The sequence below is a fragment of the Bradyrhizobium sp. SZCCHNRI1029 genome (assembly GCF_032487555.1).
Classification (GTDB): Bacteria; Pseudomonadota; Alphaproteobacteria; order Rhizobiales; family Xanthobacteraceae; genus Bradyrhizobium.
The window spans coordinates 1-16,900 of the sequence record NZ_JAUEUK010000012.1; the positions used below are offsets into that span (position 1 = coordinate 1).

Sequence of the window (16,900 nt, forward strand, 5' to 3'; positions counted from 1 at the left end):
GGGTCTTGGTCGTGTAAAAACGGCCTTGCGGACGTCCGTCCTGACCACGAGGACGCGGGCGTTTCTCAGGCTGTGATTGCCGCGATCAACGGCTTGACCCCGACGATGTTCATGACCCGTGTGAGGTTGTAGGCCAGAACCGATAGGGCCATCTCGGCGGCTACTTTTGGGAGCGATTTAGTGAGGAAGTGCGTCGCTCCCATACGGGCCTTCATCGTGCCGAACGGATGTTCGACCGTCTCGCGCCGCTGGCGCATCGCTTCCGGGTTTGCGTCAAGGCGCTGCTGCACTGCCTCAAGCAGATGCTCGTGCTCCCACCGTGTAATCCGCCGCTCCGGCCCCGGCGTGCACTGGGATTTGAGCGAACAGGTTTGACAGGCTGTGGTCCAGTAGCGCCGCAACACCTTGCCGTCTTCTTCGTTTGTATAGCGATACGGTAATCGCTCTCCAGCTGGGCAGCGATAGGCATCCTGTTCTGGCAAATAGACAAAGTCCTGCTTACCGAAGCGTCCCTCCGACTTAGCATTTGACGTCTGCGGCTTGGGCAGCGTCACCGTGATTCCGGCCTCGTGGCACGCGAGGATCTCTGGGCTATTGAAGTAGCCGCGATCGGCTACAGCGTCGAGCGTCTCGCTCTTGAGAACGGCCTTTGCCTGTTTGGCCATGTTAGCAAGTTGGGCGCGATCTGAACCGCTGTTCGTGACCTCGTGCGTCACAATCAGATGGTGCTCGGTGTCCACGGCGACCTGTACATTGTAGCCGACAACGCCGGAGCCGCGGCCGCTCGTTGCCATCGAGCGGCTGTCGGGATCGGTCAGAGAGATTTGCTGATCGGACGACGCAAGCATCTGCTTCTCATACGCGGCAAGCTTGCCCATTTCCTCCTTCAGCTTCGTGAGCTTCTCGGCAAGTCTCGTCACCTTCGTAGCCAGCGCCTCTGTCGGCTCCTGACGGTCGGCCGTGTCAAGTTGGCTCAGATAACGCGCGACGCTCTCCTCCAGCTGAGCACGCCGCCGTTGGACCTTTGCCCGTGTGAAGTTCTTGTCTCGGCTGTTCACGGCTTTGAACTTGCTGCCATCGATGGCGACGCTCGCCGTCGCCAGAAAGCCCATCCCACGGCAGAGTTCGACAAAGCGCGCACAGACCTTGCGAAGCGCCAGGCCGTTGTCTTTACGGAAGTCGGCGATGGTCTTGTGATCAGGCGCGAGCCGACCCAGCAGCCACATCACCTCGAGATTGCGGCCGGCCTCCCGTTCGAGCCGCCGGCTCGACTGCACCCGGTTCAGATAGCCGTAGATGTAAAGCTTCAGGAGAACCGAGGGGTGGTACGACGGCCGACCGGTGGCTGCCGGCTCCACCCCTTCAAAACCCATCTCAGACAAATCGAGCGCTTCGACAAATGCGTCGATCACGCGAACGGGGTTGCTCTCGTCAATGAAATCATCGAGGCATTCAGGCAACAGCGTCCATTGCCCACGATCCGCCTCTTCAACGAAGCGCCTCATCGATTCCCCCAAAAGAATCACTGGAGAATCATAACAGCCGCGCAGCGTTTTCACACAGCCAGGGTCACAAGCAGCCTATCGGTCCTCGGATGCAGATTTCCGGCCCTACCCCGAGAGGGGACATCATCGGCGCCCTCGGGAAGGTCCGGAACGGGCCACAAGCCGACCTGGGCCTTCAAAGGGAGCCGTGCAATCATCCAGATGATCCGGGCATCAGAGGGGAACGATGGCATGAGGATAGTGGCCCGCTTGGCGGCCTATTTTGCCGCGAGCGCAACGTCATCAGCGGTCTTCACCGTTTGGATGGCCTGTCGCGACTCCCGCGATCCGGCAGGAAAAGGGCTGAACCTCATTGAAGTTGGGAGCGAGACCTTGCAGGTTTGGCCCTATGTCTTTGCGTTGGCGCTTTTGCTGATGTTCTTGCCTTGGTGCTTGATCACGGGGATGTCGCGATGGCTGCCTTTTGGAGGACCAGTCTACAGCGCCAGCGGTTCGGCTCTCGCAGCGATCCTCGCTTGGGGTTGCTTGGGAGGCCTATTCCCCGCGCGCGGCCATCCAAGCTTCACGGAAGGCTTCGCGCTGGCCCTAGAGGCAAACGGACTCCCAGTTCTGATTTCTGGCGCGATCGGAGGCTTGATCTATTGGCTGGTCCGCGAACGCGCCGAACACCTCAAAAATACGATGCGATCCGTCGAGCATATTGAGGCTGATGCAAAGGTCCATTGAGTGCTATCAGTCCGCATCTGACCGGGATGTCTGCTCAGGGTCGATTCTGTTGAAAAAGTCAGCAGTTGCGACGCAGAGATATCGGTGATTCAGTCTGTCTAGTGGGCAGGACTGAAGGTCATGATGGGGCATCGGCAAGTCGAACAGGCTGCGTTGTTCTATGAGTTCTCGCTGGAAAGGCACATCCCAGCCGACCACCTCGTGCGGTCGATCGATAGGTTCGTCGACCTTGAGGACTTACGGCGGGAGCTGGCGCCGTTCTACAGCAACATCGGGCGGCCCTCGATCGATCCGGAGCTGATGATCAGGATGCTCTTGATCGGCTATTGCTTCGGCATCCGATCGGAACGGCGCCTCTGCGATGAAGTCCATCTCAATCTGGCATACCGCTGGTTTTGCCGGCTGGGTCTAGATGGAGGCGTCCCCGATCACTCGACGTTCTCGAAGAACAGGCACGGCCGCTTCCGTGAGAGCGATCTCTTCCGTCGCGTGTTCGAGACCGTCTTGCGCCGCTGCATCCGGGAGCGCCTGATCGGCGGCGAAGGGTTCGCAGTCGACGCGAGCCTGATCAAGGCGGATGCCAATCGGCAGAAGGGAATCGAAGGCGATAAGAGGCTTCCGCCGGAGGCTGCGGGTCGAGCGATCGACGAGTATCTTGCCGTTCTTGATGATGCCGCGTTCGGTGCCGCGACGGAGGTCACGCCCAAGTTTGTATCGCCCTCCGACCCGGCGGCGCGCTGGACGGGAGCGCACGGCGGCCAAGCCTTCTTCGCCTACTCGACGAACTATCTGGTCGACGTCGAGAATGCGATCATCGTCGATGTCGAAGCGACCACGGCGATCCGCCAGGCAGAAGTATTGGCCGCCAAGCGCATGATTGAGCGTTCAATCGAAAGGTTCGATCTTTATCCAAGCCGGCTTCTCGGCGACAGCGCCTATGGCTCCGCTGAGATGCTCGGGTGGCTGGTCTACGAGCACGGGATCGAGCCGCACGTGACCGTCTTCGACAAGTCGGCCCGCACCGACGGGACCTTCTCGCGTGAGGCCTTCACCTACGACCATACCAGGGACGTCTATCGCTGTCCCGCTGGCAAACCCCTCACCACTACAGGGACGCTGGTGAACAACGACACGACGGTCCTCTACCGTGCGAGCAAGCGCGATTGTCAAGCATGCTCTCTAAGAAGCAGGTGTTGCCCCAACACCCCGGCTCGAAAAGTGCCGCGCTCGATCTACGAGGGCGCTCGCGACATGGCACGCGAGATCGCAAGCTCATGGGAAGGCCGCACTTCACGCCGGCTCCGCAAGAAGATTGAGATGCTGTTCGCGCATCTCAAGCGCATCCTCAAGCTAGATCGGCTGCGACTAAGAGGGCCGAACGGCGCACGCGACGAGTTCACCCTCGCTGCAGCCGCTCAGAACCTTCGTAAGATGGCCAAGCTGATCCCGATGCCCGCGCTGACGCCCGCGTGAACCACAACGCGCCAATTCGTCCTCGAAACAGATGGCGTTCACGACGAAACTACTGCCGACTTTTTCAACGGAATCGGTCAAAAGCCACCTTCCGGTCGGCCAGTAACTTACGTCCGGTTGTATCCAGCAGTAGGCGTTCCAGGCGCCGGCCCGAAGGTCCCAGATGGGACAACATCAGACGTCGGGCGGGTTCGTATTAGCGGATCAAGCCTTCGCCCGCCGGATCGAAGTCGGTGGACGCTTGTATACCTCAGCAAACACACTGTTGAAACGCCGTAGGCTGCAGAATCCTGATCTAAGTGCGACCTCGGTCATCGGAAGCTTCGTCTCGTCCAAGAGACGCTTTGCTCGTTGAACACGCCCCGTTCGCGCGACTTGGGCGGGACTTGCGCCGACATATTTTTTGAATAGGCGTGATAGATGCCGCGGTCCGATGCCGAGACGTTCTGCGAGTGTTTCGATGTTCGCATCGTCTAGTGCACCACTGCTAATCAGACGTAGGGCGCGCTCAACTGTCGTCCGTGAGCCCTTCCAAGCTGGAGAGAACGGTGCCGTTTCGGGGCGGCATCTGAGGCATGGTCGAAATCCCTCCTGCTCAGCTGCAGCTGCCGAAAGATAAAACGTCACGTTTTCGGCCTTGGCGGGGCGCACCGGGCACACCGGCCTGCAATAGATCCTCGTGGTTCGGACGCCTGAGAAGAACAGGCCGTCATAGCTCTTGTCGCGACTCACTCGGGCACGTTCGCATACAACGGGATCAAGCCTCCCGATGTCCGTTAAAGCCGACGACGGAGTCCGATTCCGGCGAGCCACAACACGCTCCAATTGCTACGACGCCATCAACCTATCAGCATGAGTGAGCGAGACAATGGGTGACGAGCAGCATTTCGTTGGTTGGTCGGTGGCATGGGCTGCCTTTACCTTGGCGGTGCTCGCCTGGGGCATCGGCTTCTATGGTCCTTCGGTCTTTCTTCCGACTCTGCACTCCTCGCGCGGATGGTCCATCTCGGAAATCTCGGCTGCCATTACCTTTCATTTCGTGCTGAGTGCGCTCCTGGTCGCGTAATGCCCGACATTCATCGCAGAATTGGGATTGCCGGGACGACACTGGGCGGTGCTCTTCTGATGGCCATCGGGTTGATCGGATGGTCCAGATCGTGGGAGCCGTGGCAACTCTTCTTAGCGGCCATTCCGAGTGCGGGAGGTTGGGCCGCTACAAGTGGTGCTGCCCTAAACGCCATTGTCGCCAGATGGTTCGAGCGCGATCGCCCGAAGGCGATGAGTCTGGCGTTCAATGGCGCAAGTGTCGGGGGGTTCTGTTCGTGCCTTTGTGGCTCTTCTTGATCGATTGGCTCGGCTTTCAAACCGCGGCGCTGGCCGTGTCCATTGTTGCCCTCGGCGTTATGGGTTGGATTTCTATTCGATACTTCAGGCTGTCCCCCACCAGCCTTGGTCTCTCTCCCGATGGCAACGGAGTGCCTACGGTTGTCGCGAAACCGACAACGAGACTATCTCGCTCTAGCATTATTCGTATGCCGGGATTCCTTACGCTTTCGGCGGCGTTTGCGCTTGGCTTGTTTGCGCAGATCGGCCTTCTGTCACACTTGGTCTCCCGCCTCACTCCCGATGTTGGTGCGACAACTGCGGGCCTGCTTCTCAGCCTAGCGACGGCATGTGCAGTAATCGGACGGACTCTGACGGGATGGTGGATCGGAGATCACGACCGGCGGATCGCCGCAGCCATTAACTTCGCGGTTCAGACCGTAGGAGTTCTGCTGCTCATCTTCGGCAACGGATGGATCGTACTGACATTTGGCTGCGTCATCTTCGGATTTGGCATCGGGAATCTTACGACTTTGCCGCCATTGATCGCGCAGAAGGAGTTCGATCGTAAGGATGTGGTGGCGGTGGTTGCGCTGATCGTTGCCATCAATCAGGCAGTATTTGCGTTCGCGCCAGCCATTGTTGGTGCTCTCCGCGATGCGACTTCGGGTTATGGAACGGCGTTCGGGATTGTCGCTTGCATCCAGCTTTTGGCTGCGATGGTTGTGCTCCTTGGGCGTAAGGCCGTGGTCCCGCCGGCGAGGTCAGCTTAGGGTCATTCGCGTCGGCATTGCCATGTCCGCCTCCTGGTCCGCTATCGACAATACCCAACCTTACCGACCGAGTAGGTGTGGATCTCGACCGATTAGGACTGCCGTCCGTTATCGGCCTGACCGTCCGTCAGCTGACGCGACAGCGGCGGCCATGCAGAATGAGCGCTCTCGACCACACAGGAGGCGCGCAATGGAGTTCTTCTGCGGGCTGGATGTCGGCATGGATCGAACCACGATTTGCGTGGTCGACGACAAGGGCGAAGTGCTGCTGGAGGTCGCGGTGATGACCGACCCGAATGCGGTCAGGGGAGCACTGGCGCCATATCTCGGCCGCTTAAGGCGGGTCGGCCACGAGGCCGGGGCGCTGTTGCCGTGGCTGCATCCCGAGTTGCTCAAGCTTCGCCTGCCGGCGATCTGCCTGGAGACCCAGCATGTGCGGGCGGCGCTGAAGGCGCAGCGCAACAAGAGCCCGCGCTGGCGCAGAGCAGGCTGAGGGTGCGCTGGATCGGGCTGGGCCGAGCATCACACCCCAGGCAATCAAAACCTCGCCAGCCAGGCCCGCAAACGCATGAGGACTGACTCGAAGAGCTACCGGCGCGACTACCTCCGCGCGCTCGCCCAACGCGTGGAAGTGGACGCGAAAGAGCTTCGCATCATGGGATCGAAAGCGCGCTCCTGCGCACGCTGGTCGGTGCCTCGGGCGCAAAGACGGCCCAGTTTGGTACCGAAGTGGCGCACGCGACACGATTCGAACGTCTGGCCTTCGCCTTCGGAGCGCACCCGGCATCGGTGTTCAATCCGCCACACGCACGCGCAGCGACAAATCTGCGCGGCGGTCGGGATCGTTCGGCCGTGGCCGCGAAAAATGTTGGCCTTTTCGTTGGCTTTCGTTGAAATCGCACAAAAATACATAAGCTAAGTCAGTAGGATGCGCCTATAGCGAGGCGCCCTCTTGCGGCACCAGCCTCTCCTTCCGTCCCGATCTCTCCTTTCCTGACGCGCCCGCTCGCCGCGCTCGATTTGCCGGTTAAGAATTGCTTAACCCAAATCGCGCCATCGTTCGGCGCGAGCGGCGGGATGAATGCCCGCACTGGCGGCTGGCGGCGATCCGGACGAGCGCGTCCGTCGTGTTCGAATCCCGCAGGTTCCGGTTGCGCTCGGGCGTACGCCAGCGGCCAAGCCGGTGGCGATCAGTATCCAGAGGTCATGGTGGGACGTCTCTCGCAAGGGCATGGCGCCCGTGCGCGTGACGATTCGACCGGCACTGGCGATGCACCGGCTGCTGGCAGCGGCGCCGGACCAACGGCCGAAGACGCAACGCGAGACAAAGGCGAACCCGCGACATGAGCACGACTGCCCTCGACAGCCACACCCAGTTTCAATCCATCGTCGGCCAGATCCGGACGCTCGCCTACAAATACATCGAGGACAAGGACTTCGTCAGCGCCCAGCTCGCGTTCCAGAAGCTGCTCGAGCTCGACCCCAAGGACATCAACGCGCGCTTCATCTATGCGCAGCTGATCGACGATGGCTCGCACAAGAAGCGCGCCGAGGCGCGCGACATGATGCTGGCGATCCTCGACGAGCATCCGGAGATCTTTGACGAGCCGAGCGAGGGCAACCTGCACCTGATCCGCAGCGCGGCCGTGCGCTGCAGCCATGTCGGACCGTTCACGCGCTCGATGGAGCTGTTCCGCAAGCTCGCCCGCGCCTCCAACCAGGCGGCTGACTATTTCTCGCTCAGCGAGATCCTGACCCAGGGCAACGAATTCGAGGAAGCGGTCGCGGCGCTGGAAAAGGCGATCAAGCTCAACCCGGCCTATGACAACCCGATCAACCGCGAGACGCTGGAGCTCGCGCGGTCGAACGCCAAGAAGGGCAAGGCCAAGGAAGCCAAGGGCCGCGCCAAGGTCGGACGCTATCCGGAGACCAAGGACTTCCTCGGCGACCTGCAGACGCTGATCACCAGCCACATCGCGGTGAACCTCGCGGCCGCGCCGAAATTCCTCGACAAGAGCACCCGCTTCTTCACCATGGGCTCGTGCTTCGCGCGCAACCTCTCCAAGAGCCTCACCGACAGCGGCTATGCCAGCCACCACATGGAGATCTCGGAGTACATCAACACGACCTTCGCCAACCGCGTGTTCGTCGACTGGCTGCGCGACGCCCAGATCGATCCGGAGATCCGCGAGCGCATCGTCGAGTTGCTGCCGCCGGGATCGAGCAAGGAGAATACGCTCGCCGTCATCAAGCAGGCCGACGTCTTCATCCTGACGCTCGGCGTCGCCGCGGCGTTCTTCGACCGCGAGACCGGCGCCTTCGTGCTGCCCCGGCCGACCGCGCTGAACTCGCGGGCGCTGGCCGAGAAATACAAGTTCCGCACCGCCAGCGTGCAGGAGAACGTCGACAACGTGCTCTATCTGATCGAGTTCATCCGCAGCATCCGGCCTGGCATCAAGGTGATCGTCACCGTGTCGCCGGTGCCGCTGCTCACCTCGTTCGAATATGAATCGGTGGTGCAGGCCGACTGCCTGTCGAAGAGCACGATGCGGCTGGTCGCGCATGAGGTCGTCAACAATTCGAACCTCGAGGACATCTGGTACTGGCCGTCGTTCGAGGTGTTCCGCTGGGCCGGCTCCAACGCCTCCAGCTTCTTCGCCGCCGATGACGGCGCCGCCTGGCACGTCTCGGAGGACAAGGTGTCCGCGACGGTGCGCGCCTTCGTGCAGACCTTCTCGCCGGCCTGAGCGCGCGAACGGCTGCCTCAGGGCAGCCGCTTCTTCCAGAGGCGGATGACCAGGATGCCGGCCTGGGCGTAGCCCGGCGGCGAACTTTCAGTGCCGAACGGCGTCTTCGAATACAGCGAGCTCGAGACCAGGAAGCCGCCGACATACGGCTCGGGCAGGCCCGACAGCGCCAGGAAGCAGCGGTGCGTGAGCAGGCCATCCTCCGGCAGATTGCCACGCACCAGTCGGCAATCGCCGATGCCGGTGAATGCGATGCCGTTGAGCTGGCCCTCGGTGTAGGTGCCGAGCAGGGTCGGATCCATCGCCTGGCCGATGCAGACCCGCATCTCGCCGATGCTCTTGTCGCCGGTCTCGGTCATGCGGCCGTCAGCCGGCCGGACCCCGACGGAGTGGATCGAGAGCTGATCTTCCAGCGCCGGCGCGAAGCCGGTCTTGGTCGGCGCGCAGAAATCCGACGGCACGACGCGGCCCTGGCGCACGCTCCGCGCAATGTAGATCTCTTCGACGTTGTCGTCGCCGGACTGCGCCCGGCCCGGCCCACTGGCGGCCAGCAGCGTCACGGCCGCCAAGAACACTGCAACGATCACCCGGCGCATGCGCGCATCCTTCCCCCGAATCGATCGGTTTTCCTATCGGATTCGGCGAAGCTTCTGAACAGCACCAACGAACAGTACACGTACATACGATCATACCTCAACCCTGGATCTCACCGGCAGCATGGAACACCGCGCCTTGACGGTAATTTGGTAGCAACAGTCGGGTGTGCCGGATCGCGTCGCCCACCGCCCACGTGCTGCCGCCGGTGGATTTCCGGATGGGCTCGTCCAGAACTCCCCTCGTCCTGAACGGACGTCCCCGCGGCGCCGGAAAGGTTTCGAGAAAGATGGCGCACCGATCCGCAGTGCCGTGTGCCGGCATCCGGCTTCATTCGCGCTTGCCATGCGGAGCGTGACGGGGGTCACATCGGACGGTCGCGCCGGCGCCTAAACCTTCCCGCAGCCAACAAAGGGGAGCTTACTCGATGCGCAAGATGATCCTGATCGGAGCCATGGTGCTCGCATCCGCCACAGTCGCGCAGGCCGAGGGCACACGCAGCCTGTCGCTGTCGTCGAACGACGCCGCCGCGCGGGCGCCGCGTCCGACCTACGTCCAGCAAGCCGGCGAGGTCACCGTCACCCCGGCGCCGGTGCCGGCCGTCGCGGCCGAGGTCCAGCCCGCTGCGCAACCGGTTGCGCCAGCGGCCCCGGCCGCCGCACCGCCGCCGCCGCCGCCGCAGCCCACCGCCGCTGCGGCGCCGGCACCGCAGCCGGGCTCTGTGCAGCAATCATCGCGGCGGTCGAAATCGGCGCGCTCCGACCGGACGCGCCGCAAGAGCTGGACCGAAGCCCGCATCGTCCGCGAGCTGCATCGCCACGGCATCTATTGGTGAGCATCCGCCAATAGGCGACAAACGAAGAAGGCCGGGCGAATGCCCGGCCTTTCGCGCGAGGAGACCCTGCAGCGAGGCATCACTGCGAGATGGTCTGGATCACGCTCGAGATCGGCCGCGCATTGGTCATTGTCGTCGGCAGCTTCGGATCCTGACCGATCATCGCGTCATATTCCGGCAGCGTGTCGAGCGTGCCCTTCGGCTTCATCGCGACCACCTTGTAGCCGCCGGCCTTGAGCCGCCGCAGCAGGGTCGGCAGCGCCAGCGCAGTGTTCTTCTGGAAGTCGTGCATCAGGATGATGCCCTTGCCCTTCTTGTCGAGCCCGGTCATCACGGTGTTGACGACCTGGTCGGCATCCTTGGAGCGGAAGTCGAAGCTGTCGACGTCGCAGGAGAACATCGCGACATTGCGGCTGCCGAGATAGGCCACGGCAGAGGGCCGGTGCTGCAGTTGCGGGAAGCGGAAGAACGGCGCCGGGTTGGTGCCGAGCGCGAACTTGACCGCGCTGAAACCCTTCTCGAGCTCCTCCTTCGCCGTCTCGTCGGTCATCTTCTTGCCGTTCAGATTGGCGTGCGACCAGGTATGAACGCCGACGACGTGACCGGCGGCCAGCACCTGGCGCAGGATCTCCGGATGATAGGTCGCATGCTTGCCGATCGTGAAGAAGATGCCGGTGGTGCATTCGTCGGCCAGCGCCTTCAGCACCGCCGGCGTGTTGACCGGCCACGGGCCGTCGTCGAAGGTCAGCACCACCTCGTGGTCGGCGAGGAAGTCGAACTGCTTGAAATGGTCGAGGCCGAAACCGGGGCCGCCGGTGGTGTCGACCATGACGGTGCGGGAGATGCCGAGCGCGTCCGGATTGGCGCAGGTCGATTTGGGCTGCACGGGCGCCGGGCCTGCTGCTGCGGCAGCGCGCGTGGAGACGGTACCGGTCGTCTCGACATCGTCCTTCGAGCTGGCCTTGGCGGCGACGCGCGCCGGAGGCGGCGCCGGCTCGGACGGCTTCGCCGCTGCGCTCTGCGCGGCGGCCTTGGCGGCGCTGGGCTTCGATACGTAGTACCAGACACCGGTGATCGCCAACGCCGCGACGACGGTGGCCAGCAGCAAGCCTAACGCATTACGCATGGTTACTCTTCCCGAAAACACGAGACACTCGATGGCGGACGCAACGCTGTCCGCCTCCTTCAATTAGCTTCCATTAGTGCCAACGATTCCTTAACGCGGTGCCAACACGACCAGGATCGGACAAGATTTCCAGGATGATGCCCGCTCCGAAGCGGCCGTTCACCGGAGCGACATGGCGCCGCGGCCATCGGCCTGCCGAAACTGCCGACCAGGTTTGGATCTGGCGTGACCCGCATCACGGTTGCCAACAGGGCATCCGGCCATGATGGACGCATTGAAACACGCGGCCCCGCCAACATGCGGCGCCAATGGGAGCCAGCCATGACGAAGTCGACCAACATTCTGCGCAGGGCCGTTCTGACGGCCGCCAGCCTTGCCGCCCTCTCGACCTTCTCCTCGACGGCAAGCTTCGCCTTCAGCGCCGAGGCGCAGCAGATGTGCACCGGCGACGCGTTCCGCCTGTGCAGCAGCGAGATCCCCAACATCCCGGCGATCACCGCCTGCATGATCAAGAACCGGTCGTCGCTCAGCTCCGGCTGCCGCGTCGTGCTCGACCGCGAGATGTCCAAGCGCAGCGGCAAGGTCGCGGATGCCAACGAGGCCAATTGAGAGCGCTTCCGGCTCCCGCCTGCGCACCCCGGCTGCGACCGAGGCGCTTGCGACGGCCGGTTGCGACCACTAAAAGCGCCGCCAAACGTTCAGTCCCGGGAGCGAGGCGCCAGTCATGAACAAACTCTCTCTGATTATCCCTCTGGTCCTAATGGCGTCGACGGCCTCAGCCCAGCAGCAGCCCGGCCAGGATGCCTGCGCGCGCGACGTCTCGCGGTATTGCCGCGCCGTGATGAACAACGGCGATCAGGCGGTGCTGGCCTGTCTCAAGGAGCATCGGGCCAAGCTGTCGAAGGCTTGCGAGAAGGTGCTGACCGAGCACGGGCAGTAAGCGCCTGCTCAGTGCAGATGCTCCGGAGCTACGGCCCGCTGCGAGCCGCCGAGGCGACAGCCGGCGCCTGCTCGGCGGTGCGGTCGATATCCTCCTTGGCGCGGACCGAGCCGAACGGCCGCTCCAGCATGCGGCGGATGCGCACCGGGTCGGTGCCGATGTGGAAGTCGATCGCGCGCTTGTGCAGCTCGCGCTCGGCGCGGGTCGAGCGGTTGCGCTGACGCAGATAGTCGATCCAGGTCGGGCAGTGATAGCGCTCGGTCCATAATTCGGGGTCGGCGATGTCGCGTGCGATCGACCAGCCATAGGCGCCGTTGCGCTGGCGGCTGAGCTGCACGTCCTGCATCAGGTCGTGAAACGCGCGGGCATTGTCTTCAGCGACGCGGTACTCGATCTCGACCACCAGCGGCCCCGAGCGCGGCGTCAGCTCGAGCTGCACCTCCGGATCGGCCAAGGTCTCGCCGTCCTCGTTGCGGGCCCCGATCGGCGGCATCCGCAGCCACAGGCCGAGCAGCGGCGACACCATCATCAGCGCTCCCGACGCGAGCAGCGCGACCTCGACGCCGGCGGCGTCGGTGAGACGCCCCCAGCCCCAACTGCCGATCGCGATGCCGCCGGAGATCGCGGCCTGAAATGCCGCCAGTGCGCGGCCCGCGACCCAGCGGGGTGCCGAAAGCTGCACGCCGATGTTGAACAGCGCCACCGCCAGCATCCACACCGCACCGGCGATGACGAGCGCCGCCGCCGTCAGGACCGGCGCGGTGCTGAGTGCAACGGCCGCGGTGGCCGCGCCCAAGGTGAGCGCGCAGGTGCGGATCGCGGCCTCACCAGACAGCCGCTTCCTGATCTCGCCGATGTTGAGCGCGCCGACCACCGCGCCCATGCCGAAGGCGCCGAGCATGATGCCGTAGGTCTGCGCGCCGCCATGCAGCAGGTCGCGCGCGACCAGCGGCATCAGCGCCGAGATCGAGCCGCCGATGATGCCGGTGACCAGCGTGCGGATCAGCACGATCCGGATCGACGGCGAATGGACGATGTAGCGGACGCCGGAGACGATGGCGCGGTTGAGCGGCTCGCGCGGTAGCCGGCTCGGCTCGACCACGCGCCGCCACAGGAACAGCGCCGCGAGCAGCGGCAGATACAGCAGCGCATTGGCCGCGAACGCGGCGACCGCGCCGGCGGCCGCGACCACGACGCCGCCGATCGCCGGACCGAAGCTCCGCGCGATGTTGTAGCTGATGCCGTTCAGCGCGACCGCGGCCGGCAGCGTCTCCGGCGGCACCTGCTCGCTGACGGAGGATTGCCAGGCCGGCCCCATCAGCGCCATGCCGCTGCCGATGACGAAGCACAGCGCGAGCAGGCGCTCCGGCGTCACCAGGCCGTACCATGCCAGCACCGTCAGCGTGGTGGCGCCGCCGAGCGCCACGGCGAGCGCGACCAGCGCGACGATGCGCCGGTCATACATGTCGGCGATGGCGCCGGCCGGCATCGAGATGAACATCACCGGCAGCATCAAGGCGGTCTGCACCAGCGCAACCTTGTCGGCCGACGACGTCATCTGCGTCATCGCCCAGGCGGCGCCAACCGCCTGGATCAGCAGGCCCAGGTTCGACAGCAGGCTCGCCAGCCAGATGCGGCGGAACACCACGTGCCGCAGCGGCGCGGCGATGCTTTCGGCGGCGAACAGCTCACGTTTCTGCGGCGCATTCATGCGGGTCCGTCCACGTCGCCAGTTCGCCTTGAAGCTCGCATCGAACTATCGCTTGATTCCAGCTGGACCTATGTGATGCCTGCGAATGTCCGCCGCTGTCCAGTGCTGCCTGCAAAGGCCGGCATCGGGGATCGCGGCCAACGAACACAAATGAATGAGACCAAAGGGAGACCGCCGATGAAGCTGACGCGCCGCAACATTCTGCAGGGAATGGGAACCCTTCCCTTGCTCACCAGCGGTCTACCCTTACCGGTACGCGCCCAGAGCGCGGCGGCAACGACGGTGGCCGACATTCCTCCGGTCCTGTTCGTGCACGGCAATGGCGACCACGCGGCATTGTGGATGACCACGCTGTGGCGGATGGAATCCAACGGCGTGCCGCGCACGCGTCTCGCTGCGCTCAACTTCACCGACCCGCTGGCGCGCAACGACGACGCCGTGGCGCAGCCGAACCGCTCGTCGACCGACGATCAGCGCCGCGAGCTCGCCGAGGCCATCAAGACACTGAAGGAGCACACGGGCGCTGCGCGCGTCGCGCTGGTCGGCAGCTCGCGTGGCGGCAATGCGATCCGCAACGTCGTGAAGAACGGCGGCGGCGCCGATGTCAGCCACGCCGTGCTATGCGGAACGCCCAATCATGGCGTGTTCGACTGGGATGACAGCCCCGGCAGCGAGTTCAACGGCCGCGGCCCGTTCCTGCGCGGACTGAATGCCGGCGACACCGAGGTGACCGAGGGCACCGCCTTCCTGACGCTGCGCAGCGACGGGCTCGACAAATACGCCCAGGCCGACGGCCGCCTGGTCGGCAAGCCCGGCGTGCCGACCGGGATCACCTCCGAAGGGCCGGCGCTGAAGGGCGCAACCAATCTCGTGATCGGCGCGCTCGACCATCGCGAGGTCGCGTTCCACCCGCGCGCGTTCCGCGAGATCTACAAATTCATCGCCGGCCGTGAGCCGACGCAGATCGCGATCCAGCCCGAGCAGCAGGTGCGGCTCAGCGGTCTGGTGACGGGAACGCCGGGCGGCGCGCCGACCAATCGCCCGGTCGCGGGCGCAAGCGTGGAGGTCTATCGCGTCTCGAGCGAGACCGGCGCACGCAATGGCGAGCCTGTCTATCGCGGCCAGACCGGCGCCGACGGGCGCTGGGGTCCCGCGGAGGTCGATCCGACGTCCTATCTCGAGATCGTCCTGACCTCGCCGGGCGCGCCGGTCACGCACTTCTACCGCTCGCCGTTCCCGCGCTCGTCCGACGTCGTGCATCTGCGCGCGGCGCGGCCGCTCGGCCAGGCCGATGCCGGCGCCGGAGCGATTCTCATCATGATCAGGCCGCGCGGCTATTTCGGCCTGCCCCGCGACATCGTGCTGCTCGACGGCAAGGAACCAACCGACGTACAGAAGGGAATACCGACCGATGCGGCAACGACATTGCGGCTGCCTGCGGGCGACGTCGGACGCAGCGTCATCGGACTGTTCAACGAGGAACGCATCACCGCCCGTCTTTGGCCAGCATCGGAGAGCAGGATTGCGGTGATCGAGCTGACTAATTAGTTGCTGGAGTATGATGATACATCATAGCCTCGGAGAGGGCGGAAGCGCGCCCCTCTCGCTTGTGAGCGGGACGACAGAGTTACCTCTGGCAGAAGGCCGTCGTTGCGCGACGGCCCGTTGCGGCCCCGCAACCGAGGCTCGGTTGCTCGCGATGCAGCCGATCGGTGGTTCCAGGCTCGTGACAGCGTCGAGAGGCCGTGAATGAGTACCGCCGACGTCCATTATCTGCCGCAGGCACGATTGCCGCTGATACCGCCGACACCGCCGCGGGCGCCTGACAGCATGGGCGCGCTGCGCCGCGTGCTGATGATGGGCGACAACGCGATCGCGACCTGGAGCCAGCGCGCCTATGAGGACGACATCATTCGCGGCCGCTTCTTCGGCAGCTCCAGCTACATTCTCAATACGCCCGACACGATCAAGCACGTGCTGGTCGACAATTGGGAGAACTACGCCCGCACCGTCGGCGCCATCCGCGTGCTGCGTCCGGTGCTCGGCGAGGGGCTGCTGATCGCGGAAGGCAAGGCGTGGAAGCACCAGCGCCGGACGCTCGCGCCGGCGTTCACGCCACGCGCCGTTTCCGGCCTCATCCCGCACATGGTCGCGGTGAGCGACGAGACCGTCGCCAGGCTGAAGCAGCAATGCGGGCAGCCGCTCGACCTGCGCGAGATCATGCAGCGCATGACGCTCGACATCGCCGGCCGCACGATGTTCTCGTTCGAGATGGGCCGCCATGGTGCCACCCTGCGCGATTTCGTCTACGAGTATGGCGCGCGGCTGGCCAGCCCGCATCTGCTGGACATCGTGCTGCCGCTGTCCTGGCCGACGCCGCGCGACTTCGCGCGCCGGCGGTTCCGCAAGCGCTGGACCGGTTTCGTCGCCATGCTGATGGCCGAGCGCCGCGCCGCCGGCAAGCTGGAGGACGCACCGCCGCGCGACCTGTTCGACCTGATGGGCGCGGCACGCGATCCCGAGACCGGCGCGGCGTTCACCGATGCACAGCTCGCCGACGAGGTCGCGACCATGATCCTCGCCGGCCACGAGACCACGGCAACGGCGCTGTTCTGGGCGCTGTATCTGATCGCGCTCGACCCGGCCAATCAGGACAAGCTCGCGCAGGAGGCCCGCGCCGCGACCGATCTCAGCGATCCGGATCAGTTGCCGTTCACGCGCGCCGTGCTGGACGAGACATTGCGGCTCTATCCGCCCGCATTCCTGATCGCGCGCGCAGCCAGCGGCCCCGACCGGATCGCCGCGTTCCAGGTGAAGCGCGGCGACGTCGTGCTGATCTCGCCCTGGCTGCTGCACCGGCACGAGAAGCTGTGGGATGCGCCCAACGCCTTCAAGCCCGAGCGATTCATGCCGGGCGCGCCGCCGCCGGAGCGCTTCGCCTATCTGCCGTTCGGAGCGGGCGCGCGGGTCTGCATCGGGGCTCATTTCGCCCTGACCGAGGCGGTTCTGGCGCTGGCACGGCTGGTGGCGGCCTTCGACATCGAAATGCTCGACGCCGCACCCGTGATGCCGGTCGGCGTGGTCACGACCCAGCCGGATCGCTCGCCGCTGTTCAAGCTCACGCCCAGGGCGGGCGTCTGATCCCGG

General features: G+C 64.5%; 15 protein-coding genes and 1 pseudogene. 11 read left to right on the forward strand and 5 right to left on the reverse strand.

All coding sequences use genetic code 11. The features are described 5' to 3' along the window. Positions 1-65: 65 nt before the first annotated feature. Positions 66-1,505 (reverse strand): IS1182 family transposase, encoded by a 1,440-nt coding sequence (locus tag QW861_RS28000; protein ID WP_316171123.1) that lies wholly within the window; start codon positions 1,503-1,505, stop codon positions 66-68. Positions 1,506-1,754: 249 nt separating this feature from the next. Between QW861_RS28000 and QW861_RS28005 the strand changes: the two genes are divergently transcribed. Both QW861_RS28005 and QW861_RS28010 read left to right on the forward strand, forming a co-directional pair. After that, positions 1,755-2,231 (forward strand): hypothetical protein, encoded by a 477-nt coding sequence (locus QW861_RS28005; protein WP_315723447.1) that lies wholly within the window; start codon positions 1,755-1,757, stop codon positions 2,229-2,231. A gap of 120 nt (positions 2,232-2,351) precedes the next feature. After that, on the forward strand, positions 2,352-3,704 hold the full coding sequence (locus QW861_RS28010) for an IS1182 family transposase (RefSeq protein WP_315750567.1): 1,353 nt from the start codon (positions 2,352-2,354) through the stop codon (positions 3,702-3,704). A gap of 204 nt (positions 3,705-3,908) precedes the next feature. Here QW861_RS28010 and QW861_RS28015 read toward each other — a convergent pair whose 3' ends face one another. Further along, on the reverse strand, positions 3,909-4,517 hold the full coding sequence (locus QW861_RS28015; RefSeq protein WP_315718667.1) for a bifunctional transcriptional activator/DNA repair enzyme AdaA: 609 nt from the start codon (positions 4,515-4,517) through the stop codon (positions 3,909-3,911). Positions 4,518-4,572: 55 nt separating this feature from the next. On the opposite strand from QW861_RS28015, the gene QW861_RS28020 reads away from it, so the two are divergent. The 4 genes and pseudogenes from QW861_RS28020 to QW861_RS28035 all read left to right on the forward strand — a co-directional run bounded on the left by QW861_RS28020 (position 4,573) and on the right by QW861_RS28035 (position 8,547). Next, the gene (locus tag QW861_RS28020; RefSeq protein ID WP_316193757.1) at positions 4,573-4,770 is read left to right on the forward strand and encodes a hypothetical protein; all 198 of its coding nucleotides are present in this window, start codon (positions 4,573-4,575) and stop codon (positions 4,768-4,770) included. 274 nt (positions 4,771-5,044) lie between these two features. After that, positions 5,045-5,800 (forward strand): MFS transporter, encoded by a 756-nt coding sequence (locus tag QW861_RS28025; protein ID WP_316193758.1) that lies wholly within the window; start codon positions 5,045-5,047, stop codon positions 5,798-5,800. A gap of 190 nt (positions 5,801-5,990) precedes the next feature. Next, positions 5,991-6,275 (forward strand): annotated as a pseudogene (locus tag QW861_RS28030) (IS110 family transposase); the annotation flags it as partial. A gap of 868 nt (positions 6,276-7,143) precedes the next feature. Next, positions 7,144-8,547 (forward strand): GSCFA domain-containing protein, encoded by a 1,404-nt coding sequence (locus tag QW861_RS28035; protein ID WP_316193760.1) that lies wholly within the window; start codon positions 7,144-7,146, stop codon positions 8,545-8,547. Positions 8,548-8,564: 17 nt separating this feature from the next. Here QW861_RS28035 and QW861_RS28040 read toward each other — a convergent pair whose 3' ends face one another. Then, a complete protein-coding gene (locus tag QW861_RS28040) occupies positions 8,565-9,143 on the reverse strand; it encodes a hypothetical protein (protein WP_316193761.1) in 579 nt (192 codons plus the stop codon). A gap of 425 nt (positions 9,144-9,568) precedes the next feature. Here QW861_RS28040 and QW861_RS28045 point away from each other — a divergent pair, with 425 nt between their 5' ends. Continuing rightward, complete coding sequence (locus QW861_RS28045; protein ID WP_316193762.1) at positions 9,569-9,976, forward strand: hypothetical protein; 408 nt, start codon at positions 9,569-9,571, stop codon at positions 9,974-9,976. 79 nt (positions 9,977-10,055) lie between these two features. Here QW861_RS28045 and QW861_RS28050 read toward each other — a convergent pair whose 3' ends face one another. Beyond that, complete coding sequence (locus QW861_RS28050; RefSeq protein ID WP_316193764.1) at positions 10,056-11,102, reverse strand: polysaccharide deacetylase family protein; 1,047 nt, start codon at positions 11,100-11,102, stop codon at positions 10,056-10,058. 321 nt (positions 11,103-11,423) lie between these two features. Here QW861_RS28050 and QW861_RS28055 point away from each other — a divergent pair, with 321 nt between their 5' ends. Together QW861_RS28055 and QW861_RS28060 are read left to right on the forward strand one after the other, a co-directional pair. Continuing rightward, positions 11,424-11,711 carry a hypothetical protein gene (locus QW861_RS28055; RefSeq protein ID WP_315716725.1) on the forward strand — a complete coding sequence of 96 codons (288 nt, stop codon included), beginning with the start codon at positions 11,424-11,426 and terminating at the stop codon, positions 11,709-11,711. 115 nt (positions 11,712-11,826) lie between these two features. Further along, positions 11,827-12,042, forward strand: coding sequence for a hypothetical protein (locus QW861_RS28060; protein ID WP_315716726.1), 216 nt, complete (start codon positions 11,827-11,829; stop codon positions 12,040-12,042). Between the two features lie 28 nt (positions 12,043-12,070). Here the strand turns inward: QW861_RS28060 and QW861_RS28065 are convergent, their stop codons facing one another. After that, positions 12,071-13,753, reverse strand: coding sequence for an MFS transporter (locus QW861_RS28065; RefSeq protein ID WP_315750562.1), 1,683 nt, complete (start codon positions 13,751-13,753; stop codon positions 12,071-12,073). 177 nt (positions 13,754-13,930) lie between these two features. Here QW861_RS28065 and QW861_RS28070 point away from each other — a divergent pair, with 177 nt between their 5' ends. Both QW861_RS28070 and QW861_RS28075 read left to right on the forward strand, forming a co-directional pair. Continuing rightward, complete coding sequence (locus tag QW861_RS28070) at positions 13,931-15,301, forward strand: hydrolase (protein ID WP_315750561.1); 1,371 nt, start codon at positions 13,931-13,933, stop codon at positions 15,299-15,301. 201 nt (positions 15,302-15,502) lie between these two features. Continuing rightward, the gene (locus QW861_RS28075) at positions 15,503-16,894 is read left to right on the forward strand and encodes a cytochrome P450 (RefSeq protein WP_316193766.1); all 1,392 of its coding nucleotides are present in this window, start codon (positions 15,503-15,505) and stop codon (positions 16,892-16,894) included. The last annotated feature ends 6 nt before the right edge of the window (positions 16,895-16,900 follow it).